A 23,768-nucleotide genomic window follows, 5' to 3' on the forward strand; every position below is an offset into this window, starting at 1 on the left:
GCTTATTATTTCTAGCAAGCATTACGTATAAGTGTGTTTAAGCATTTATATGTGTTGTCAAGTAGATAAGCATGACCAATCAGGATAAGTATGCTAGTGTAGCTTTCAATGCTTTGTAGAGAGCGAATCGGCAATTTGGGAACGAAAATGCTAGCTGCGAAAATGCTATTAGATAAAGGAATAGTAGAAATACTACGAATAGTATAGATAGCAGTGATAGTAGAAATACTAGAAATAGAAGAGATATATAAAGGAAGTGAGAGGTAGCGAGAATGAGTAAAACTTACAACGCGGCAAATCAGCAATCATCCAAACTACATCCCGACGTAAAAAATTACGTAAAACTATTTTTCAAAGAAAACAAACTTGTAGCTTTTCTTTCGATGATAGTTTTTATTGCCTTGTCTATGATTTTCACTGCTATTTCTTGGATTTTGCAAATTATTTTCGACTATATGTCTGGTAAAGGAGACTTCTCTTTAACTACTATTTTGCTGCTTGTCGTTTCCTTTATGCTGGCAATCTCTTTAATTTTCGCGTTGAAGCGCAGCGCGTACCCTCGCTTTCTTGAAAAAGCAATGAATCAGTATAAAGAGTCTGTTATCAAAAAGCTTTTAAAGAAGAGTTATAGTGATTTCTCGCTTGCGAATTCCGGCACGTATCTTTCTGTACTTACTAATGATTGCGAGCGTATTCAAGAAAAGTATTTGAAGAAGATTTTTGACTTTGTTCAAGACGTTCTTATGCTTGTAAGTTCGCTAGCTCTCATGATTTACTACAGTCCGCTGCTCACTGTTATTGCTCTTATTATTTCCCTGCTTCCAATGGCTTGTTCGATTCTTACAGCTAACGAAATTGCCACTCGAGAGGAGCAGGTTTCTAAGTCGAATGAGTCTTATACGGCCCTGACGAAGGATGTTTTGAACGGCGTTTCGGTTATTAAGAGTTTTAAGGCGGAGCAGGAGGTTATTGATCGCTACAAGAATCAGTCGATGGAGCTTGAGCATACGAAGAATCTTCGCGAGAAAACAATGACTACTGTTTCTGCTCTTGGAACGATTTCAAGTCTTGGAACTCAGCTTGGCGTGATGCTTGTTGGTGCTTGGATGGTTAACGCTCACGTTGGTGTTATTACTGCTGGAATGGTTTTAGCTTTCACTAATTTGATGAATGGAGTGCTTCAGCCTATTGCAAGTCTTCCGCAAATGCTTGGCGAGATGAAGGGTGCTAAGAAGCTTATTAGCAAGATGGCTGATTATATGAGTAATGCTAAGGAAGATTCTGGCGAAATTATTGACGATTCTATTAAAAACGTTGTTTTGCGCGATGTTTCGTACGCTTATGACGCGGATCATAAAGTCTTGAAAAACGTAAATCTAACTTTGCAGGCTGGAAAATCTTACGCGATAGTAGGACCTTCTGGTGCTGGTAAGAGTAGTTTGATTAATCTGCTTATGGGTTACTACAAGGATTATGAAGGTAGCGTGCATCTGAATAATCACGAGCTTAGTAAGGTTAGCAAGAGTTCGCTTTACGATAAGACTACTCTTATGCAGCAGTCTGTGTTTATGTTTGATGCTTCGATTTTAGATAATATTACGCTTTTTAAGCCATTCCAGAGCGCGGAGGTAGATCTCGTGATTCACTTGGCTGGTTTGGATGATTTGATTGCTGCTAAAGGCAAGGATTATCAGTGCGGTGAGAATGGTAGTCATCTTTCTGGCGGCGAAAAGCAGCGTATTGCTATTGCGCGAAGCTTACTTAAAAAGTCCGAGATTCTGCTGGTTGATGAGGCAACGAGCGCACTAGATAACGAGACGAGCGCGAACGTAACGCAGTCTATTTTGGATTTGCAAGGAATTCTTCGACTTGTTGTAACTCACCGCTTGGATGCTAATTCGCTTAAGCAATATGATGAGATTCTTGTGATGAAAAGCGGCGAGCTTATTGAGCGCGGAAGCTTTGAGGAACTTATGGATCAGAAGGCTTACTTCTACTCGCTTTACACTGTGTCTATGTGAGGATGTTGATCTGGCTTGGGCTTGGCTTTCGCTTGGTTTGCGCTGAGCAATTTAGCGCAATAGATCCTGAGCCAGTGTTAGTAGCCATTAAGTGCAAATTTGCAACGATTGGCTACTTTTCAGCAATACGATTTGCTTTCGCGTTACATTTTAAGGAATTGCGTTGTTGCTTGCAGTGTTTTCTTTGCTTTAAAATTTTGCAGAATAAATTTTATGCATAATCTGTTTTTATTTAATGATTTTGTGTAATTTAGATTGTATAGAGTTAGAGAAAAGGCATGTATGGAACAGTTTAATCAGTATGACTCGAATGACCAGAGTAACTATGATTCGAGTAATCAGAATCAGCCAATCCCAAACAGCTATACTGTAAATTAAAATCCTACAACGTTGTACATAGTGATTCGCAAAATATGTCAAAAATGACGAGTGATTTATAAAAGGGAGATGACATGAATGTAAAATATGGTAGCGTATTTACAAATCCAGAAGTTTTAGACAAACTAGCGCTAATAGAACAATCTCCCCAAATACAAGGAAAATTAAATGAGTTAAAAGAAGGCATAAAAAATAATTCTTTTGATCCAATTCGTTTAATTCCATTCATACCGGTAGTAATGGTTTTAGGCGTTTTGTATAACTACTTTCCAAATATTGATTACTCTCGTTACAAATATTATTTGCTAATAGTAGGTGTTTTTGTTGTTTGCTTTGCAGGTAAGTTTTTTGTAAATAATAAAGTTGATGTAGATTCTTTATATTCGGATAATGTTCTAATGCCGATTTTGAATGCGATTCTGCCAGGAACGGTATTAGAAAATTCTGAAGGAATTGATAGCAGCATTTTTAATAATCTTTTGCCAATATCTAGTAAGTATTATTCAAGTAAACACATAATTTTTGGCGATGAATTCAGAACAGAATTTTCAAATATGCAAGCAATACACTTTTCTAGAAGTGAAAGTGGAAAAAGTGTTAAAAAAACGGATTTTGTTGGGCAAGTCTTATTAATAAACACAAAAACCAATATAAATGGTCATATTAGAATCGTTCCCGTTACTGGAAAGAACTTTATGGGGAAAAAATTAAATGGATACTATGGTAGAAAAACAAAAGAGGAGAGCGAAGTCCAAACAGAATCCATTGAATTTAACAACTCGTATTCAATCTTTTCCACAGACGATTTTTATACAAAGCTTGTGTTAAATCCAAGTTTTATAGAAGCATTGAATAATTTGCAAAAAAGAATGAGAGTTTGCATATATCTAGATAGCGAGCATATTATTGCAGCTTTTGATTCTGGTAGGTATATATTAGGAAATCCTGGAAAATCTGGAATAGAAAACCTATCTTTAACAAGAGAATATGCAAGATTTAGAGATGTTTTGGCTGAATATTACGAAATAATCAGCGTAATTAGAGAAAAATTGAAAAAGTAGAAATTGCAATACTAGCGAATTGCAAAATTAGAAAATACTAGAACTAAAGGAGACGTTATGAGTGACGTTATGGATAAGAACACTGTGCTAATTTGTGTTGCAATAGTGCTTATAGCGCTTATTGCTTGGTTTATTGGCACGTTAAATAGGCTAAGAAAATATAGGGTGATTATAGAAGAGTCGCGGAAAAACGTTGATATTGCGCTCGCTAAAAGATACGATACGATTTGCCAAATGCTTAAAGTTGCGCAGTCGTTTGCAAAGTACGAAAAAACAACCTTAGTGGATTTAGTGAGTTTAAGAGAAGGATTGGGATCAGCGGATTCTAGTTCGGTAATCAAAAATCAGAATCATGCAATAGGGAAGATTTTTGCTTTGGCGGAAGCTTATCCGGAATTAAAGTCTTCTGAGCAGTTTTTGAATTTGCAAGAGGAAATAAACGATGAAAATGAGCAGCTTGCAGCGGCAAAAAGAATCGTAAATAGTAACATTAGTACTCTTAATCAAAATATCGTTACCTTCCCAGTGTCGCTTATTGCAAGCTTAAGCGGAATAAAGCAGATGGCTTTTCTTGACGAAGATGATCTAATCAATAAGAAGAATATTGATAGCATACTGAGCTAGTGAAAATGTTTAGCTAGTGAAAATGTTTAGCTAGACGGTATATCTAATGTAGCCAATCGCCCGCGAATTTGCAGCGATTGGCCACTTTTCTTCAATGAGACCTGCTTTTGCGTTACATTTTAAGGAATTGCGTTGTTGCTTGCAGTGCTTTCTTTACTTTAAAATTTAGCAGAATAGTTACTAGGTAAAACCTATTTTTATCTAATGATTTTGTGTATCATAAATTATATAGAGTTAGAGAAAAGGCATATATGGAACAGTTTAATCAGTATGACTCGAATGACCAGAGTAACTATGATTCGAGTAATCAGAATCAGCCAATCTCGCACAATGATAATGGCTTATCTAATCAAGGTAAATCGTTTGCTGTAAATAATAGTGCGAATAATAACGTTAATAGTAGCAATGCCAATGACCGGTATCAGCAGAATCAGCCATCTCAGAATCAGCAGTATCAGCAGAACCAGTATCCGCAATATCAGTATGCTCAGAATCAAAACTGGTATGGGCAATATCCTAATCAATATCAAAATTCACAATATTATAATAATCAAGAATATGTGAATAATCAGTATGATCAAAATACCAATAATCTTGCTGCCCAATATCAAGACAACGATACTATAAATTCGAATGCTGAAGGTGCATATTCTGACGATTATGTAAAGCAGTCTGCTCCATATAATGCAATGAACGCGGACAGTTCATATTCATCGGATTCGACTTCAGTTAAAGCAAATTCTTCGAATTTTAATCTTAAAAGTTTATTAACTAAACGAAACAAAATTATTGTAGCAGTAGTTTGTGTAGCAATATTATTGTGCGTAATAGTGGCTTTATGTGTTCCTAAAAAACATGATAATGGTAAGCAAGCTGCTACTGCCAGTTCGCAGTCCGACTCTCATAAGCGTTCAAGTACTGATGCGAAGTCGAAGCCAGAAGAGCATCAAGCGAGCCCCGAAGCGGTCGACGCCGGCGGACCAGCTGATTACTCCGCCTTGCCACTTGACCAGATCTACGACCAGAACTGGTACAAGACGGGCAGTGAGTTGGTTGGTGATCCGGGGCATACTGCTGCTGCTGGTAAGCAAAATGATGTTGGAATGGACGCAAGTGCTCCAGTCAATGACCACGATGGCTTTTATAATTTCTACAACGCTCGCTACCAAATTGATTCAGACGCTGAGAAGGGCCAAATCGGCAAGGTGATTCGCAGTGAAGTTTCTAATAGTGCAGCCGACGATACCGCCATGGCTATTTATTACGGCATAAAGAGTGACAGAAGTGGTAATAGTGATAACTCTAAGGAACCTAAATTAACTGATGCGCAGCGTAATTATTTTGAGCGGCTGAAGTCTGTTGTTGGCGGCGACTTTAAGACGTACACGCGCAATACTATGTATGCTAATCGTGTTAGCTATATTTTACATAGTGGCTATTCTTTCAATACCACATACAACCTCCGCCATCCGGGCTCTATAGGTTACGCCGATATGTATCAAAGCAACGCAGAAGAGCTTAATGTGCCATACGTAGACGAAAACGGCAACAGCATCGGGCTTGACAAGTCTGCCCACTACGATAGCCTAATGAGCGTGGTGCACTGGATGCTATACGACCAAGGGTTTTACAATGTCGCCGTCAGCCCGGCTGGTGTTTGGGGTACTTGTCGCCTAGATAACCGTGGTTATATGGAAGCCGTGCAAATTGTTTTGCCATCGCAGGACAATCCAGAAAAGTTTGATGTGTTTGTTAGCGTATTGGATGACATCTATTACAATCGAGTATTGACAAGTGATGTAAATTATACTGTGGCGGACTATAGCGGTACGAACGATTATGCACTTTATGCCTCAGTGCTCCGCCAAAGCAACAAGAGCACCGGCATTTTGCCATTTCGTGCTATTTTACATGATGTTGACCGCCCGCTGCGCGCGAAGGATAATGAGCTGTCGCGTGTCATGCAAAAGTTTGGTATTGATGACAGAAAAATGGCTTCAATCGCCAGTGGTAGCTTTGCTACGTTGGTAGGTAGCAATATGTTTGTTGGCAATGAGGTTAAGGGTGTAGGTTATGGTGGATTTATCCATCGTGGCGATGTGGAGCAATTGCCGCATTACAACCAGTATGTGGGAAGTGGAAGTTTGACGGTTTATCTTAACGGTCTTAATGCTCACGGAGATGAGAACCATGACGATGTGGAACGTTACCGGGCGTTTATGCTGAGGGCGGCGCCGACGAGCCGTCAGTGGTATAGTGAGCCTAATAAACGTATTGATTACAATAAAGGAATGTCTAATTACGACGAGTTCGTGAAGCTTGATCGCGCAGCGTTTGGTAACTAGCAAAGTGGTTTCAATTGAATACGTGTCGATGTGAAATTCCAATAATTTCAGACTAAGTCAAATCGTGCAAATGCAATTCGTAGCGTGAGCTTGCTTAGAGTTGAAGGTCCAGTGTGCTTTCAATGCGAGCGAGGTATGCTTTCGTTTCGATTGACAAATGTCCGGTAGATTTGCGTGTTTCTGCGTTAGGGTCTCTGTTTGGCTATTTTGGGACATTGGTGCAGTATGGTTTCTGCGCGAGTATCTGATTTTGCCTATTTTGGGGCACTTATGCAGATTGCATACTGCGTGAGTGTCTATGTGTGGCTCAAGTGGCCAATCGTTGTAGATTTGCATTGATTGGCTATTTTGTGATCTTTGCGTACTAATGCGTGTATTTGTATATAGGATTGAGTTGCTTGTAGGATGGAGCTGATTGTATGAAGGAGCTGATTGTATGGTAGAATATGATTTGCCAATTTTAGAGTATGATTCCGATAAAAGTGCGGTTATTATGCCAAATCACGATAATATTTCTGTTCAGCTTCCATCTAAAGCGGTTTTTGCTTTCTTAGGCGATGAAATCGATCAGTATGCTTTAAGTAGAAAAGCTACGATTGTAGCAAATTTTGAATCTGCAACTAAAAAATATCCGATATATGTTTTGGAAGAAAAAGTAGGAGATGTAGTAAGAGAAAATACAAACAGTGAAGTAGAAGAAGAAACGCAAAAAATCTGCTTAGTGCAGGCTCCAGTTGGCGCTCCTGCCGCTGTTCAGATATTGGATTGGTTGATTTCTTACGGTGTTAGGGAAGTTGTTAGTGCTGGTTCTTGCGGATCGCTAGTTGATTATGCGGAAAACGTTTTTTTGGTTCCGTATAAAGCTTTAAGGGATGAGGGGACTTCTTATCATTATTTGCCTCCAAGTCGTTATGTTGACGTTTCAGAGCGCTCGAGGCATGCTATTTTACAAACTTTGCAGGCGCATAATTTGCCTTATCATGAAGTTAAAACGTGGACTACGGATGGATTTTTCCGTGAAACTAAGACGAAAGTTGCTAATCGTAAGCAGGAGGGATGCGCGGTTGTGGAGATGGAGTGTTCTGCTTTAGCAGCTTGTGCGCAAATGCGTGGGATTGTTTGGGGTGAGATTCTTTATACTGCAGATACTTTGCACGATGTTGAAAATTATGATGAGCGAAATTGGGGTGGAGATTCTAAAGCGTATGCTCTTGAGCTTTGTATTGAAGCAGTGTTGCGCATTTGATACGTTTGTGCTGATATTACATATGAAATCAGCGTAAACGTGTCATTAAGTAGGTGTGTGGCAATCGCAGAATCCTATTAGTGTAAATAGTGATAGTAATCGTGATAGTGAAATTTATATAATTCATCCAATCGTGCTAATATAAATTACAATATATGCACGAAAGGACGGTGAGTGTTATCGCTACAATATTAAACGCTAATGGAAGCAATATGCTTACTTTAAAAGAAGCAAAATCTTGCGGACTGTCAAAATATAAGTTTTATAAATTTGTTAAAGATAATGAACTAGAACAGTTAAGCGGTGGAATATACGCTTCTAAAGACTCGTGGGTAGACGAGTTGCTTCTTATTCATAAGCGTTCGCCGTACGCTGTTTTTTCTCACGACGAAGCTTTCTTTTATCATGGATTAGTTGATATGGAGCCAATTACTCACACTATTACTGTTTATAGTGGTTTTAATGCTCACCGGCTTAAAGCATCGTGCAATGTGAAAGTTTATAGCGTAAAAAAGGAATTGCTTGAAGTTGGAAAGATTTTAGTCACGGATAATCTCGGCAATAAAGTGCCAATGTATGATCTTGAAAGAAGTGTCTGTGATGCGTTTAGAAGCAGAAATTTAATTGAGATTCAGGAATTTAATACAATCTTGAAATCCTATATTGCTAGACCAGACAAAGATCTCAATTTGTTAATGGAATATGCGAAACTTTTTAGAGTAAACAATGTTGTTCGCAAGTATTTTGAGGTGTTACTATAAGTGAATTTAACTGATGCGCAAATAAGGGGTAGAATTAAAAACCTCGCCGAACAAAATAACGCAGATCCTCGTGTGTTAATGCGTCTTTACATGATGGAACGCTACTTAGAGCGTGTGTCAGTTTCAAAATATCACAACAATTTCATTGTAAAAGGCGGTGTTCTAGTAACATCTTTGCTTGGTATTTCTATGCGATCCACTATGGATATAGATACGACTATTCAAAATTATGATTTGTCTCTTGAGAATACGAAAAAAATGATTGAAGATATATCTAGCATAGATATAGACGATGGAGTTGATTTTACTATTAAAAGCGTAATGAAAATTATGGATGATATGGAATATCCAGGTATTCGTTTTGCGCTTGACTCGCGTATTGGAAGAATGGTAACACCAATAAAAATTGATGTTTCTACTGGAGCTACGATTACACCATGCGCAATTGAGTATGACTATAAGTTGATGTTGGAAGATCGTTCTATTTCTATTCTTTCTTACAATATTGAAACAGTGTTTGCGGAAAAGCTACAAACTATTTTATCGCGCGGGATTCTTAATACTCGTATGAGAGATTTTTATGACATTCACGTGCTGCTTGTTTCGCATAAAAGAGATGTAAATAGAGAGATTCTTAAGCGTGCTTTTCATTCAACTTGTGAAAATCGTAAAACTGAAAATATTATAGATAATCTTAAATCTATTTATGAAAGTATTGCTTGTGATGAAAGACTTTCTTTATTGTGGTTGTCATATCAGCGTAAATATTCTTATGCTAAAGACATTGATTTTAGCAGTGTGTTACTAAGTTTGGATGCATTGTTGAAAATGCTTGAATAGAATTTTGCATTAAAATACTTGAGACGATTTCTGGTTTTTTCTAAATCATTGGCAGACGTGCGATAGTGGCCAATCGTTGCGAATTTGCAGAGATTGGCTACTTTGGGATTGACTGCTTTGTGATTAGTTGATTATTGGTTAAAACAAACGCCAGGGAGTTTATTTAACTCGTCTGGCGTTTATTAGTTAACTGTGTTATTCGCTAGTTGCGTTTTTACTTGCTGTGTTTGCCAATGCGCGTGCGTTTAAGCGAAAGTGCGCCGAAAGCGGACAGCAAGAACGCTAATCCAGCACTTGCAATGGTTGATGTTTCAGAGCCTGTGCGTGCAAGAGGTTCAGGCTTTTGCGGAGCTGGTGCTTCTTCAGCAGTCTCTTCTTGCGCTGGCTTTGGTTCTTGTTCTGGTTCCGGTTTCGAAATTATAGGCACTGGAATAGGCTCAGGCTTCGGCTCTGGAGTTGTAACGGGAGTTGGTTCTGGTTCCGGTTTTGGTGTTGGTGGAACAACAGGTGGTTTTGGAGGTTCTGGTTTAGGTGGTTCCGGTTTCGGTGGTTCTGGCTTTGGTCTCGTAACCCTGAACAATGCGTTTATAAACACTACGTGGCTCGGTTTACCCTTCTCATGCAGCGTTATACCGTCCTCATATGTGTACGTTGGCGTCACCTTTGGATCAAGAATGATTGGTAAATTGTCAAGCTTCGAGCCATTTGTATTATAAGAATCTCCATCTTGAGCGTCTGCGTCTGCTGTAAATGTGATTGAATAATCTCTATGCAACGTATATGCCGTCTTCATCTCAACCACAGTTGTCTTACCGTTGCGGACAAGCATAACTTTATTTAAGCTTACTTCTTTTGGCTCTTGATCCAGTACCTTCATAAACTCGTCGGTAATTTCATTGCCTATACTATAATCTGCGTTCAACAGATAGAACCTAAGCTTGATAGTCTTTTTTTCGCCCGGCTTGAAATAAGCAGGTATCCCATAAATACCGTCGTTATATTCACCTATTACTGTCTTGCTGACGTTATCATCACCAAGATCGCTAAGCTTATATGGCTGACCTGTTCTAGGATTGGTTGCAACCGTACTGGAAGTGGTGGATTGAGTGGTCGGTTGCACAAGTTTCTCATTTACTTCTGTGCCCTCGTTATTTGTGTTCTTTACAATTGTAATAGAGTTAGTTGCAACATATAAAAACATATTTCCGTTTAGGCTCTTATATGTTGCAACATATATCGGATATGTGCGGCTAGTTTCGTCTTTTTTCCAATCGGTAATCTTAGCTGTGCCGGAAAAAGTGCCACTCTCTGAATTAAACTTAACGCCGTTTGGCAAATCTCCAGCCACAATGTAATTCAATGAACCTGACGCAGAGCTTACAGCTACATTACCGATGCGCTTACTCTTATTTGAAATAACCAGTACCTTTTTGTGACTATCCTCGTCTTTGTAGATGAAAACAGGTGTTTTCTTATATTTTGTTGTGCGACCATTGGTATCAATAGTTTCCAGAGTAAGATTGCTTACTCGTGCAATAACATTTGGATCGGTGGATAAGCCTTCATAGAACAGTGCATCGAAACGTCCTGTAGCAGAATTGTACTTAACTTTGCTTTTATCAATGCCCTTCGGCAGATCGTCGCTTAAAATACGCCAACGCAACTTTTTATCCGTCGACAATCCAGTTGATACAACATTGTCAGGAGTGTCGCTAAAGAGTTGAGCTTCGCCAGGTTTAGGCTGAGGTTTTGGCTTACCTGCGATATAGCTGGTATATGGTTTTAAAGTAAGGTAATCTACCGTGTCATACATTGTGGCTTGAGCGAGATATAGCGGGTATTCACGCATAGTCTCGTTTTCTTGCCAATCGTTAATTTCTGGATTTCCTTCGAAAGTTTTTGTACTAAGATTGTATTTAACGCCCTTTGGAAGTTTACCGCCTATTAATTGCAATATGCTGTATTGATCATAGTCGTATTGTTTTGACCATACCTTGTTATGCAATGCATTCTCGAAAGCAGCTTTTTCTTTTGCATCCATAAAGAACCAAGGAGTATTTTCAACATTTTGAGTTACTGGAACTGTATCGTTCATGCCCATTGTTTGAAGCGTAATTCCTGTGAAACGTTTTGCAACAACGCTTGGAGCTCTATTGTTTATTGGAGGTACAGTATTATCAATGATTTTAGTTTTGAGTAGGTGTGTATCAGGATCGTAGTCGAGGAACTTGCTGCAGTATTCTTGCTCATCTTCTGATGGTGAGTCGTTGTTGCTTAATACTCTCCAGCGAACGTAATTACCGCTTTTGTCGGTTGCAAGGCCTGCTGATAATTCGTTCCTGTCAAACGCAAATGGCTTTGGCTCAGGCTTATGATTCTCCGAGCCTGCAATCTTAAATGTTGGAACAATCTCTTCTTGGAGTTGCTGTCCATTCTTGTTATACATACGAAGTCCTGTAACGCGGATGGTAGCGTTAGGATGTTCGCGAGCTGCGCTAGTGTGCCATTTGAACGTGTAGCTATAATCTTCAGAGCGCGTTATAGCACTGCCATACGCAAGTTCGTATTTGTCGCCGTTCTTATATTCGACGCGTATATACTCATAAGAATCTCGGCAAGGACCGTATTTCTTTGATTCAGCTAACGTAATCTCTTTATCGCCTCGCATGAACTTTGGTTTAATGGTAACTGCTACACCTGGCTCCACCTCTGTCATTTGTGGATATGAAACAGTTTCTTCCTGAGAGTCTGCTTTTTCTTTTGTAGCTTCTGTTTCCGTAGTCTTAGCAGTTGTAGTAGTTGTAGTAGATGGAGTTACACCGCGGTATTCTGCAATGCTGGCTTTATTTTCGCGAGATTTATTATCTTCTGTTTTATCGTTGCTAGTTTTATTTTCGTTAGCTTTATTATTGCTGGCTTTGGTGCTATTTTCTAAATCATTTTGATTAGTGAGATTGGCAGGGGGGGGTAGTTGTTTTTATGTTACTTGCATCAGTACTAGCAGCGTAAGCGGTTTGGCCCATGCATACTGCGCAAGCTGCTGTGGCAATACCCATCATGGTTGAAGTCAGAATTATTTTCGCTGCCTTATTCATAAAACACCCAACTCTCTAATCAACTACCTAATCGGCTATCTAACTAGATACCTAAATAAATTTATTTTATTTTATTTCGAAATATACAATAAATATATTGTAAATTCGAAATTTGCATGTTACATTATAATGTTTTTGATAAAAAATAAAAGTGTTTATCGATAATTTTATCAATAAACACTTTTGCGTTTCGAAATACTTAATCTCTATTAAATATTCAACTAAATATTTAGCTAAATAATATGAGATATTTAGTATCTAATCTTAAGGAATAATCTGCTAAATAAACTGCGATATTACAATGCCTGCAACCATAAGCGGGATGTTGAAAATAAGGAATGTTGGAACGCAAGTATCCCAAATGTGACTGTGCTGTCCGTCCGCATTTAAGCCGGCAGTAGGCCCGAGCGTGGTGTCGGAAGCAGGGGAGCCTGCGTCTCCAAGAGCTGCAGCGGAAGACATAAGAAGAATCGTTGCAGGAGTGCTAAAACCAATGCTCTGGCACAGTGGCACGAACAAAACCGCAAGAATAGGAACCGTACCAAACGAAGTACCAATGCCCATAGTAACAAGCAAACCAATAATCGTAATAACGAATGCAGCGATTAGCTTGTTTTGTCCCATAGCTGCAACACCCAAGTGCACAAGCTCATCAACTCCGCCTGTTGCTTGAATAACGTTAGCGTAGCCGCCAGCAATAAGCATAACGAAAGCAATAAGGCCCATAAGCTTAACGCCGCCCATAAGCTGCTTGTCGATGTCGTTCCACTTTATTGCACCAAAAATAATCATGGTTGCAAGACCTGCAAGAGAAGAAAGCGAAAGATCCTTACTAATAACTTGCACTACTACAACAACAATAATTGCAAGAATGGTTACGTAGTGGCGTTTGTTAAGAGGTCCAACAACAGCGTCTGCGGCTTTAGTATCTGCCTCAGTAGTTTCATATTCGCGAGGCTTTCTGTATAGAACAAAAACTGCAAACAGTAGTGCTGCGAGCATTGCAGCGCCCAAATACCAGTTCACTGCGCTAACGTCTGCAACGCTAACTTTCATGCCGTTTTTAGAAAGATTCGTAGCTATAACAGTTTGGAAAATCAAGCCAAATCCAAACGGAATGGCAATGTACGGAACTTCAAGACCAAAAGCAGTACAGCATGCAGCTGCTCGGCGGTCAATCTTAAGTTCGTTCATAATTCGTAAAATCGGCGGAATAAGAATAGGAATGTAAGCAATGTGGACTGGCACAATATTTTGAGACATGCACGCAATTAGAGTTAGTACGGCAAGTAGAGCGTACTTTTTCATGCCAATAATTTTGCTAATTTTTTTAGAAATAATTTGAGCCAAACCGGTTGCTGTAATTGCTTCCGCAAAAGTACCAAGCAAAATGTAGGCGAGCGCAGTTTGCGCATTGGTGGAGAAACCGTCGCAAAGCAACGCCATAATCGTGTGATTTCCATCTCCAAAAAGCGGAAGATGACCGGCAATGCCACCTGCAACGCAAGCTACTATCATTGATAGCAAAACATTAAGTTTTGCAAGACTAAGTGCGCATAGCACTACAACCGACACAATAACCGGATTAAATATAATATTTAAAATTTGCAAACTTGGCATGCCGTTCACCCCTTTAAATGCTTGAATTTAATATATTGTTTGAAGCAACACATTTTATTTCGTATTGCTTACGTCTGTATTTTTTGCATACGTATTCTTACATATGTATTTCTTACATTTAGTAATTAAAGACAATATAGCATGGAAGTGTTTACAACTTGTTTCTTAAATAAATATAAAGTATAAACAATTAAATAAAAAAATTAGTGTAACTCAACAATTGTTTGCACAAAAGAGTATTCTAAGTGATTAGTGGTGAAGAATTGATAAATCACCAAATGTTCGGTTTTGCACCGTTTTATTGCAGCATTGCAACGTGAGTTTACCGCTGAAAAATAGCGATAAAGCAATGTGAAAATTAAAAATTGTTTTGCTAATTGCGAAAATCCAAAAATAAACAATAAACAAAAAACTGAAAACTAAAAACTGAAAACTGCAAATAAGTTATTTAGAGTATTTAGAGTAAGGAGGAATGCCTGGCGCTCTAAGCAAAAAAGATACTACGCCATATCTTAATTGCAAGCGTCAAACATACAAATTATGAAAGATAGTAAAACGCTTTTAGAAGCTAAAGAATTAGGTTTACAAAGATTTAGAAGAACACCATTTTGGGATGTGTCATTAAAAGTAGAAGCTCATCAAATCGTTGCAATATCAGGCGAACACGGCTCTGGAAAATCAGCTTTGCTACTTGCACTGTCTGGTTATATGAAATTTACGAACGGAACTCTTACTATTGCGGACGCAACTCTTCCTAGCGATTTCCACGAATCTCGGCAATACGTGGGATTGGGATTATTCAACGGAATTAACGAATTTTACAAAACGCAAACAATAGAAGAAGTTCTTATGAGCGAGCTGAAACTCGCAGCGCGCTCGCCTCTATTATTAAAGCAATACAAAAATGATGTAAAAAATCGCGAAGCTTTACAGCAGTATGCTTACAACGTGCTAGATCAGTGGAAAGTATTGTCTCCTCACAAAACAGCAATAGGAGAGTTGACTCCGTGCGAGCGCATGCGCTTGGCAATTGCGTTGGCTTTGCTAAAAAAGCCGTTGCTGCTATTTGTTGATGGAATTGAAACGGAGCTTACTAGCGAGCAAAGTGAAAGCTTACTTTCCGATATTCGCGAATACGTTAGTAAAAACTACTGCTCCTGCCTTGTTGGAGTTTTACAAAGTGAGTTAGAAAAGCAAGCGGATCAAGTATTAAGACTTATGCCAAATAATGAGAAAACAGAAAATTCTCATACTGATTCTCATCTTGGTGAACGTGAAGCAAATGGTGGTGAAAACAATGCGCGTTAATACTATTGCTCTTGCATTTCGTGAGCTTAACAACACGATGAAAGGAAAAGCTCGAAAGCTTGTTATTGGGACCGTAGCTTTGATTCCACTTTTATACGGATCGCTTTACTTATGGGCATTTACAAATCCTTATAAGACTTTGGATACTGTGCCTGTGGCTGTTGTTGTTGAAGACAATGGCGCTATGATTAACGGCAAAATGCGAAACATTGGAAACGAAATCAAAACTCGTTTAAAGAATCAAAAAGACGGTAGTGAAGGTTTTCAATGGAATTTTGTAAATAGTGCCGAGGCAAATAAAGGCCTTAAAAATGGCAACTATTTTATGGTAGCAACTATTCCAGCTTCCTTCAGTAAGTGCATTGCTTCCGCGCAATACGATACTCCTACTAAAGCAAAACTTCACGTAAAGTATGATCAAGCAAGCAATATGCTGGCTTCGCAAATTGGTAAAACTGCTTTCCGCACTATGCGTACTGAGATTAGCGAGGCGATTGCTCAAGAGTATTGGGAGCACATGTTTGCAAAAGTCAACTCGGCTTCGGATTCTCTTGGTGCTGCCGCAAATGGTGCTGGAGCATTACATGAAGGTTCAAAGTCTTTGCAAGGCGGAATCAATAAGCTTGCAGATGGGTCGAATAAACTTTCGCAATCTTTGCAAAAACTCCAAGGCGGATTAGGGGAGCTTCAAAAAGGCGCGAGTAGGTTAACTGAAGCCAATGCTCGCAGTAAAGAAGGAGCTCAATATCTTGCACAAAAAACGCAAGATTTAGCAAACGGAGCCCAACAGTTAAGCGAAGGAACGCAAAGGCTATCGGCTGCAACAGACGAATTCTATGAAGGAGCTCAAAAGCTTGCAGCTTCTAGCAACGAATTAGAAGAACATGTTAAAGCTGGAAACGCTGAAACAAAAGCACAAATTACTGGTCTTCTTATGCAAGCGCAAAACTCAGCAGTAACAAAGGAAGACGTGCTTGCTAATTTGCAAAGTTTGGCAGAAGGATTAGGTGAAAATTCTAATCTTCTAGAAACAAATCTTTCTGCTTTAAGCGCTGGAGCAGACAAGCTTTCTGCAGGAAGCTTGCAAATAAAGGGCGGTGCTGACGCTCTTATGCAAGGCATGGAGAAAGTTAATGTTGGTTCGAATAAGTTAGTTGCTGGCACAAACAAGCTTGCTGACGGTTTGGCTCAAGTAAGTAACGGTAGTGAGAAGCTAAATAGTGGCGTGAATGAAGCTGCACAAGGTTCTGCGAAAATAGTGAACGGTTCTAATCAGCTTAATTCCGGTGTTAAGAAACTATCTGATAACACTCCAAAGATTGTTGATGGTGCTAAGAAATTGCATGACGGGCTTAAAGATGCTCAAAAGTCTGGAAAAGTAAACGGTATTGTTCAAAAAAGTAAGATGATGAGCGCACCAGTTTCCTTGGAGGAGCACGAGTATTCGCACGTTGAAAACTATGGAACTGGTTTTGCTCCTTACTTTATTTCCATCGCCCTTTGGGTTGGTGCTCTTATGGCAACATTCGTTTTGAGAGTTATGGATAGGCGAGCGATACTAAACGGCATGAATCCGCTTAAAAGCGCGCTTATTAGCTTGACGCCTTTTGTGCTTATGGGCGTTGTGCAAGCGATTATTCTTATGGGCGTTGTTCAAGGAGCGTTGAAGTTGCAAATCGATAATGTTGGTGCATTCTACGCGCTGGGGATTATAGCGTCAATAGTCTTTATGGCTATAATGCAAATGATTATGGTGGTGTTCCGCATACCAGGGCGAATAGTTGCGATTGTGCTACTTATGTTGCAAATCACAAGCTCTGCAGGAACGTTCCCAGTACAAATGACGCCGGCATTCTTTAAAGCTGTTCACCCTTACTTGCCAATGACGTACTCGATTATGGGGTTGCGTCAAGCAATGTCTGGAAAGAACAGTGGTGAAATAGTCTCTGGCATTGGAATGCTTGTGCTTTTCGGCGTGATTGCGATTGCTATAACAAGCATTGCCTTCCGCATGAAGCGTACTGTAACAATGTTTGATTTGCATCCTGTAATAACGCTTGAGGCGTAAGCGTCGCTTATCTAATACTAACCTGCGTAAGAGTGAATAGCTTTTGCGCAGGCTTTTTTATATTTAATTAACCCAAATTTATGCAGTTTTCAAATATTACAACGTAGTATTAGAATATTTAACTTGCTTGCCTATAATTAGTTAAAGTTTGAGAAGGGGTAGTCATGCCTAGTAGAATTGCGTTGAAACTAAAAAAATTTATTGTGCTAGTACTCTCGCTATTTCTTTTCGTACCATTATGTGCTGGATGCTCGAACCAAAAGGGCGCAAATACAAAAGCTGCTGATAGTGCAAAAAAGGTTAATGTTATTAATGCAAAAGTAGCAGCTTTATATAAAAAAGTTTTAGCAAACGCTGATAAATATAAGCTTAATGAAGTTGATTCAGAAATTGATGCTAGCCAAAGTAAGTATTCTTACGCGTTAGTCAATATGAGCGATAGGGATATTCCGGAGCTTATTCTTCGGAAAAATTATAAATATGTGTCATGTTCGAAGGTTTTTGCTGCAAATAAAGATTACAGTGACGTTGTTTCTTCCAATGATTTAATTTGCGATGGTGTTGGTTCAGCTGGCGGTTTTAGAGCTGTAGTATCGCAATACGCAGACAGCAATTCATTAAGTTATGTTGAGTGGTCTTCTGGAACAGGGGATACTGAGGCTTATAAGGTAACTATGAATATTGAGGATAGCAATCCTGTTAAACAAGAAAAATACTGGTCTGGAATAATCACTGATCTTCCTAAACAGAATGTAAAAGATATTAATTTTGTCAGTACAGATGACACTACACTTCTCGATAATTTGGCAAAAACTGAAGATAATACTTATGAGAAAACCGTAAGCAATAAAGGCGGTAACTCTAATTCAGAAGATAAGGATTCTAAGAAGTCTGGCAAGAAGTCTGGCAAGAAGGCTGAAAAGAAGTCTGATAAGAAGTCTAGTAAGAAAGCCAATTCTAAGAAAGCTGCTAGTGGTGAATCTTTAGATAGCAAGATTAAAGCTGAAAAAGCAAGCGGAAGGCAAGTAGTTTCCGGAACTGTGCGAATTTTGTCATACAACCAGGTTCTTGAAGCGCAAAATATTCAAGATCCTAATCCGGGATATTCAGATACTAATCAAATTTTCATGATTCTTATTCTGGATAATAAAACCAGCGTTACTTTGCATCACAGCGGCGATATGGGCAATCCGCCTCATCCTAGCGATGCAACTATGATGGCGATTGAGGATGGCAGTCAGGCTAAACAAATCATGGAGAAGTACGTTAATAAGAAAGTTTATGTAAGTTTTATTGTAAATGATGGATTCTTCCCTTCGGACACTGGATTGCCTTTAGGTGAGCCTCGTTTGCACAATCTTAAAGTTATTGAATAGCTATTGTTCAATTAGAAATATTTGCAATAGCTGTAGTAGCTGAAATAGTTGCGTTAGTCTAATAGTTGCTACAAATAAAATAAAGACCCCACATTTATTTGTGGGGTCTTTTTGGATTTTGCTTTTGGATTTTGCTTTTGTTTTATTGTGAAAAACTAGTAAAACATAATTAAAGTCAACAAATTACAGAAAGTAAGTTTGCTAGAAATCTGTTTTTAGAAAGTAGACGCGTAGACTTCGGCAATTGCAGATTCATCCATATGCATGTAAGAATTCTTCAAAAGTCGCTGCTGCTCTTTAACAACGCTTGCAGCCCAGCTTTGAATCATATCCTCGGTCATGCCATACTCGTGAAGCTTATGCTTAGGAAGAATCGTGTTAAGAACTTCGTCAAGCTTGTCTAATACGTCTGCCTTCTTGCATTCTAGAATATTTGCCATGAAGTCGAAGAGCTTAGAAAGCTCAGTGTTTTCGGCGCTATTCTCGTTAGCGTCGTGCTTAGCATAATAGCGCAAAACGCTTGTAAGAAGCGCAGCATTCGTCTCGCCGTGAGCCACGTGGAAAGTTCCACCAAGCGGATAAGCCATCGCGTGAACGCAACCGCAGCCGGCATTACCAAACGCAATACCAGCGTAAAGGCTTGCCGAAACCAAGTCGCCCACAACTTGGGCTTTTGCGCTGCTACCTTCCTTAACAACTCGCATATAACTTTGCAAAATAAGACCGCAAGCCTTGTAACTAAACATTTTTGTAAGCTCGGTTGCAATAGGAGAAAGTGCGGACTCAATCGAGTGCGTAAGAGCGTCAATAGAGCTGGTTGCAAAAACGTAATCAGGCAAGCTCTTTAACAATTCTGGAATAAGAACAGCGTCCGTAGCATAGCAAGCATCGTTCGCCAAACCCTTCTTGGTATTGCGCTTAGTAAGCGAGAACACGGCAACGTTCGTAACTTCGGAGCCAGTTCCGCAAGTAGTTGGAACAAGAATAAGATCCGCGCCTTTTTGCGCAGGAATCTTGCCGTCAACCAAATCTTCAAGCGGGCTTGTTTGCTTCAACGCGCAAACCTTGGAAATGTCCAAAACAGTGCCGCCGCCAATGCCAATCACGCGCTTTGGAGTCGTGTGAATGTCACTAACAATCGCATCAACCATTGCGTCGCTCGGCTCGCCTTTGCCGTACTTTTCTTGGAAAATCACGTCGCAATCAAGATTCAAATCGCCAAAATAAGGCTCCCAAATGTACTGGTTTGTAATAACTAAATCGCCTTTTTCAAGATTAAATTCTTGCGCAAAATCGCGAGCGTTTTCGAACTTGTGAATAGTTGGTTTAATAGAAAGCTGCTTCATCCCAGACTCCTTTGTTTTAATCTGCATGTCTTACGCTAATATGCGCGTTGTGTGCGCTTTTTTGTGCGCGGATGATTAAAAAACCAAGCAACTGCTCCATTATAGAACAAATTGCTTGGTTTAATAAACGCGATTTAAGCTAATAAGAAGCTAATCGCAGAGGCTAATAGTAGAAGCTAATCAGCCCTTAAGTAAAGCCGTGTAAGCAGCCATCGTAATGTAGTTGTACGGCTGGTTGAAGTGAGGCATGAAGAAGATGTCGCACAAAGCAAGCTCCTTAATCGTGACTTTCTTCTGAATAGCCAGCGAGAACAGGTGAATTGCGGCAGACATATCGTAGTTAGAAGCCAACTGGCAGCCAACAATAACCTTCGTATCCTTCTTGTAAACGATGCGAATCTTCACCTTTGGATTCTCAACTTCCATAAACGCAGGCTTTTGAGTATCCTCAAAATCAACGTAGTCAACGTCCATGCCCTCTTTTTGAGCGGCAGTCAAGCTCAAGCCGGTGCAAACAAGCTTGTAGTCGTAAATCATCATTGCGCTAGAGCCTTGCACGCCCTCAGTTTCTACAGGAGTTCCGCAAACGTTGTGACCTGCAATCAAGCCGCTTCGAACGGCGTTGGTTGCGAGCGCAATGTAGTTTACGCGGTCTCGAGCGTTGTCGTAGATTGTAGCGCAGTCGCCGATTGCGTACACGTCTGGATCGGAAGTTTGCTGCTTCTTGTCAACGAGGAAAGCGCCGTTAGCATACTGCTTTAAGTGATCTTTTCCAAGCGCAACGTTTGGGTGGAAGCCAATAGCGCAAATCACCATGTCTGCATCGTAAGTGCCTTTGCTTGTTTTAACAGCCTTAACTTCAGTGTCTCCAACAATCTCCTCAACCGCTTGACCAAGCTCAAACTTAATGCCCTTATCTTCCATAATTTGCTTCAAATTGTTAGAAAACTCTGGGTCAAAGTATCCGTTAAGAATATGGTCTTCCATGTCAATAAGAGTTACGTTCTTGCCAAGACGCTCGAATGCTTCAGCAAGTTCGACGCCAATGTAGCCTCCGCCAAGAACCACAACATTATGGAAATCGCGCTCTTGAAGCTTAGCAATAACAGTCTGAGCATTCTGGAAAAGCTTTACCATTTGCACATTTTCCAAGTCAATGCCCTTAATGCGAGGCTTGTTTGGAAGGCTGCCGGTAGCAAGAACCAGCTTGTCGTAAGAATCGTGAATAACAGTGCCGTCTTTAAGTTCGACTGTTACTTCTTTCTTTGCGTAATCAATGTCTAGAACTTTACTTTCAAGATTTACTTTAGCGCCTTTTTTAACGAAATCTTCTGGCTTCTGGTAGAACAGTCCGTCGCTGCTTTGAATTTGCTTGCCAATCCACAAAGCCATTCCGCAGCCAAGGAAGGAAATATTGCTATTCTGATCGTAGATTGTAAGCTCGTTTCCTGGGTAGCTCAAAATGGTGTTAGCGCAGGCAGTGCCGGCGTGATTTGCGCCAATCTGAATGATCTTCGTCATCGGTAATCTCTTTTCGTCGTTGAATTCTGTTGAAATTATTGTATGTGCTTCAACTGCTTTGTTTAATTCACGCTGCTGCGCGAATGCACATCCAATGCATAATACTATTACACGAATGCGAGTCTTACCAATTTTGATTTTGTGCGTGTTGTGTGTGGGGGGTGTGTGGTTATTTCACAATCTGACTTAACTAATCTTTTTGCGAACATGAATTACGTAGTAGAATCCTGAAGTTTGTATACTGTTTATATATAGTGACATTCACATATGTACAGTTTTTTGTGATGCGTTTTAATGTTTTAATAAAGTGATATTCGTGTGAAGGGGTATTGTAATGCGTATTTTGATTACTGGTTTTACGCCGTTTAATAACGAGTCTATAAATCCGTCGTGGGAGATTGCGCAATCAGTGCATGCGCCTGAGGGTGTGGAACTTGTTCGTTTGCAGATTCCTACGGAATTTAACAAGGGCGCGCGAAAAGTTATTGAGAAAATAGAGGAAGTTCAGCCGGATGCTGTGCTTTCGTTAGGGCAATCTGGTGGTTCTGCTTGTTTTAACGTTGAGTATGTTGGCATTAACTGTAGGGCTGCGCGCATACCAGATAATAGTGGGTATAAGCCTTGGTATGAGCCTGTTGTGCAGGATGGTGACGTGGCGTATAAAGCGACTTTGCCAGTTGTGAATATAGTTGAGGCTTTGAATAAGGCGAAATTGCCGGCGTCTGTGTCTTTTTCTGCGGGCGCGTACGTGTGCAATGACGTACTTTACAGTGTTTGTTATTATTGCCAGACTAAAAAATTGCCGATTAAGAGCGGTTTTATTCACGTTCCGTATTTGCTTGAGCAAGTTCTTGATAAGCCGAGTACGAGTTCTATGAGTTTAGCTGATATGCTTCGAGGTATTGAAGTTGCATTACAAGTAATTGCGGATGATTGCTAATAATTAGTATAGGTATTTATATTCTGCTGATTTTTTGAAAGTTTTATAAAAGTATAAGTGGTGTTACATGTGGTGTCAATGGTTGATAAATGAATGTTTCTCTACTGTAAAAAGGCAGTAAAAGTATAGAAAAGGAGCTGGGTTTGTGACTCAGCTCCTTTTTCTAATTATTTTCAATTATTAGTTTACTTTTGTTTAATTTTGTAGGTGAACTCTTTACTCGCGATTCTTCTTGCGAGAGAAGAATGCTGCTGCAGCTCCCAGTACACCAATCATTGCGCTGATCAATCCTACTCGTTCCACTTCAGCACCAGTCTTTACTAATTGGGACGAATGCTTTGCAGGAACCTCGTTGCCAGACTTAGTAGATGCATTGGAACCTGAAGCGCCAGTGGATGCATTATCAGCTTTGCTGTTGCCAGCATTACCGGTTTCAGCGTTACCGCCATTGTTAGACGTGGAATCGTCACCCGAATCAGATCCAGAATCATTGCTGTTTCCAGTATCAGATCCAGAACCAGAATCTCCAGAACCGGAATCAGAACCTGTTCCAGAACCAGAATTTCCGTCGTTGTTTCCTGTTTGGCCAGTGGCGTTGTCGCTCTCGGTACCGTTCTTAGAGTTTTTAGCGGTTACGCTACTACCGTCTTTGACTTTGTTTGCTGGAATAGTGACTTTACCAGTGTTTTCGTCAACGGTTACGCCTTCTGGAGCGTCGTTACCCTTCTTCCACTTGCCGTCAGTGTCTTTCTTGACAGTGAAGTTGGTTGGGGTGGTGTTTTCACCTTCTGGCGTATAAGTGATTACCAGAGTATCAGTACCGTCTGCTGGCGTTACGTTAACGGAACCATCGTTTTGAGGCTCGACCTTTGGAGCAGCTGGCTTAGCTTCTGGAGCAGCTGGGTTGTCTTTGGCTTTACCAGTGGCGCTGTCGGAAGAGTTGTCACCCTTCTTATCTACAGCGGTTACATCACTACCGTCTTTGACTTTGTTTGCTGGAATAGTGACTTTACCAGTGTTTTCGTCAACGGTTACGCCTTCTGGAGCGTCGTTACCCTTCTTCCACTTGCCGTCAGTGTCTTTCTTGACAGTGAAGTTGGTTGGGGTGGTGTTTTCACCTTCTGGCGTATAAGTGATTACCAGAGTATCAGTACCGTCTGCTGGCGTTACGTTAACGGAACCATCGTTTTGAGGCTCGACCTTTGGAGCAGCTGGCTT

At 40.0% G+C, this 23,768-nt stretch carries 16 protein-coding genes and 1 pseudogene; 11 read left to right on the forward strand and 6 right to left on the reverse strand.

Going from position 1 to position 23,768, the window contains the following annotated elements; genetic code table 11:
* Positions 1-272 precede the first annotated feature (272 nt).
* The 7 genes from ACJV7B_RS00565 to ACJV7B_RS00595 all read left to right on the forward strand — a co-directional run bounded on the left by ACJV7B_RS00565 (position 273) and on the right by ACJV7B_RS00595 (position 9,276).
* Positions 273-2,021, forward strand: coding sequence for an ABC transporter ATP-binding protein (locus ACJV7B_RS00565; protein ID WP_419388685.1), 1,749 nt, complete (start codon positions 273-275; stop codon positions 2,019-2,021).
* 452 nt (positions 2,022-2,473) lie between these two features.
* Positions 2,474-3,460, forward strand: a complete 987-nt coding sequence (locus ACJV7B_RS00570; RefSeq protein WP_419388686.1) for a DUF3137 domain-containing protein — start codon at positions 2,474-2,476, stop codon at positions 3,458-3,460.
* Between the two features lie 57 nt (positions 3,461-3,517).
* Entirely contained in the window at positions 3,518-4,084 is a 567-nt protein-coding gene (locus tag ACJV7B_RS00575; RefSeq protein WP_116793912.1) for a LemA family protein, read from the forward strand.
* 251 nt (positions 4,085-4,335) lie between these two features.
* Positions 4,336-6,429: a hypothetical protein gene (locus ACJV7B_RS00580; RefSeq protein WP_419388687.1), complete on the forward strand. Its 2,094-nt coding sequence runs from the start codon at positions 4,336-4,338 to the stop codon at positions 6,427-6,429.
* Between the two features lie 436 nt (positions 6,430-6,865).
* Positions 6,866-7,675 carry a nucleoside phosphorylase gene (locus ACJV7B_RS00585; protein WP_419388688.1) on the forward strand — a complete coding sequence of 270 codons (810 nt, stop codon included), beginning with the start codon at positions 6,866-6,868 and terminating at the stop codon, positions 7,673-7,675.
* Between the two features lie 212 nt (positions 7,676-7,887).
* Positions 7,888-8,436, forward strand: a complete 549-nt coding sequence (locus ACJV7B_RS00590; RefSeq protein ID WP_472850103.1) for a type IV toxin-antitoxin system AbiEi family antitoxin domain-containing protein — start codon at positions 7,888-7,890, stop codon at positions 8,434-8,436.
* Positions 8,437-9,276: a nucleotidyl transferase AbiEii/AbiGii toxin family protein gene (locus ACJV7B_RS00595; RefSeq protein ID WP_419388690.1), complete on the forward strand. Its 840-nt coding sequence runs from the start codon at positions 8,437-8,439 to the stop codon at positions 9,274-9,276.
* A gap of 214 nt (positions 9,277-9,490) precedes the next feature.
* On the opposite strand, the gene ACJV7B_RS00600 is transcribed toward ACJV7B_RS00595, so the two are convergent.
* The 3 genes from ACJV7B_RS00600 to ACJV7B_RS00610 form a co-directional block, all read right to left on the reverse strand.
* Positions 9,491-11,992, reverse strand: a complete 2,502-nt coding sequence (locus ACJV7B_RS00600) for a hypothetical protein (protein ID WP_419388691.1) — start codon at positions 11,990-11,992, stop codon at positions 9,491-9,493.
* Positions 11,993-12,221: 229 nt separating this feature from the next.
* Positions 12,222-12,371, reverse strand: a complete 150-nt coding sequence (locus ACJV7B_RS00605) for a hypothetical protein (protein ID WP_419388692.1) — start codon at positions 12,369-12,371, stop codon at positions 12,222-12,224.
* 279 nt (positions 12,372-12,650) lie between these two features.
* On the reverse strand, positions 12,651-13,991 hold the full coding sequence (locus ACJV7B_RS00610) for a Na+/H+ antiporter NhaC family protein (RefSeq protein WP_419388693.1): 1,341 nt from the start codon (positions 13,989-13,991) through the stop codon (positions 12,651-12,653).
* A gap of 540 nt (positions 13,992-14,531) precedes the next feature.
* On the opposite strand from ACJV7B_RS00610, the gene ACJV7B_RS00615 reads away from it, so the two are divergent.
* The 3 genes from ACJV7B_RS00615 to ACJV7B_RS00625 all read left to right on the forward strand — a co-directional run bounded on the left by ACJV7B_RS00615 (position 14,532) and on the right by ACJV7B_RS00625 (position 18,743).
* Complete coding sequence (locus ACJV7B_RS00615; RefSeq protein ID WP_419388694.1) at positions 14,532-15,299, forward strand: ATP-binding cassette domain-containing protein; 768 nt, start codon at positions 14,532-14,534, stop codon at positions 15,297-15,299.
* Positions 15,289-17,367 (forward strand): YhgE/Pip family protein, encoded by a 2,079-nt coding sequence (locus ACJV7B_RS00620; protein WP_419388695.1) that lies wholly within the window; start codon positions 15,289-15,291, stop codon positions 17,365-17,367. Before ACJV7B_RS00615 ends, ACJV7B_RS00620 begins: the two co-directional genes overlap by 11 nt.
* A gap of 164 nt (positions 17,368-17,531) precedes the next feature.
* Positions 17,532-18,743: a hypothetical protein gene (locus ACJV7B_RS00625; protein WP_419388696.1), complete on the forward strand. Its 1,212-nt coding sequence runs from the start codon at positions 17,532-17,534 to the stop codon at positions 18,741-18,743.
* Between the two features lie 215 nt (positions 18,744-18,958).
* Here the strand turns inward: ACJV7B_RS00625 and ACJV7B_RS00630 are convergent, their stop codons facing one another.
* Together ACJV7B_RS00630 and nox are read right to left on the reverse strand one after the other, a co-directional pair.
* The gene (locus tag ACJV7B_RS00630) at positions 18,959-20,089 is read right to left on the reverse strand and encodes a 4-hydroxybutyrate dehydrogenase (RefSeq protein ID WP_419388697.1); all 1,131 of its coding nucleotides are present in this window, start codon (positions 20,087-20,089) and stop codon (positions 18,959-18,961) included.
* 180 nt (positions 20,090-20,269) lie between these two features.
* Positions 20,270-21,610: a H2O-forming NADH oxidase gene (nox, locus tag ACJV7B_RS00635; protein WP_419388698.1), complete on the reverse strand. Its 1,341-nt coding sequence runs from the start codon at positions 21,608-21,610 to the stop codon at positions 20,270-20,272.
* A 334-nt stretch (positions 21,611-21,944) separates the two neighbouring features.
* Here nox and ACJV7B_RS00640 point away from each other — a divergent pair, with 334 nt between their 5' ends.
* On the forward strand, positions 21,945-22,550 hold the full coding sequence (locus ACJV7B_RS00640) for a pyroglutamyl-peptidase I (RefSeq protein WP_288231394.1): 606 nt from the start codon (positions 21,945-21,947) through the stop codon (positions 22,548-22,550).
* A 216-nt stretch (positions 22,551-22,766) separates the two neighbouring features.
* Here the strand turns inward: ACJV7B_RS00640 and ACJV7B_RS00645 are convergent.
* Positions 22,767-23,768, reverse strand: a pseudogene (locus tag ACJV7B_RS00645) (Rib/alpha-like domain-containing protein); the annotation flags it as partial.

Source organism: Gardnerella bretellae, from assembly GCF_048545135.1.
Lineage (GTDB): Bacteria > Actinomycetota > Actinomycetes > Actinomycetales > Bifidobacteriaceae > Bifidobacterium > Bifidobacterium greenwoodii.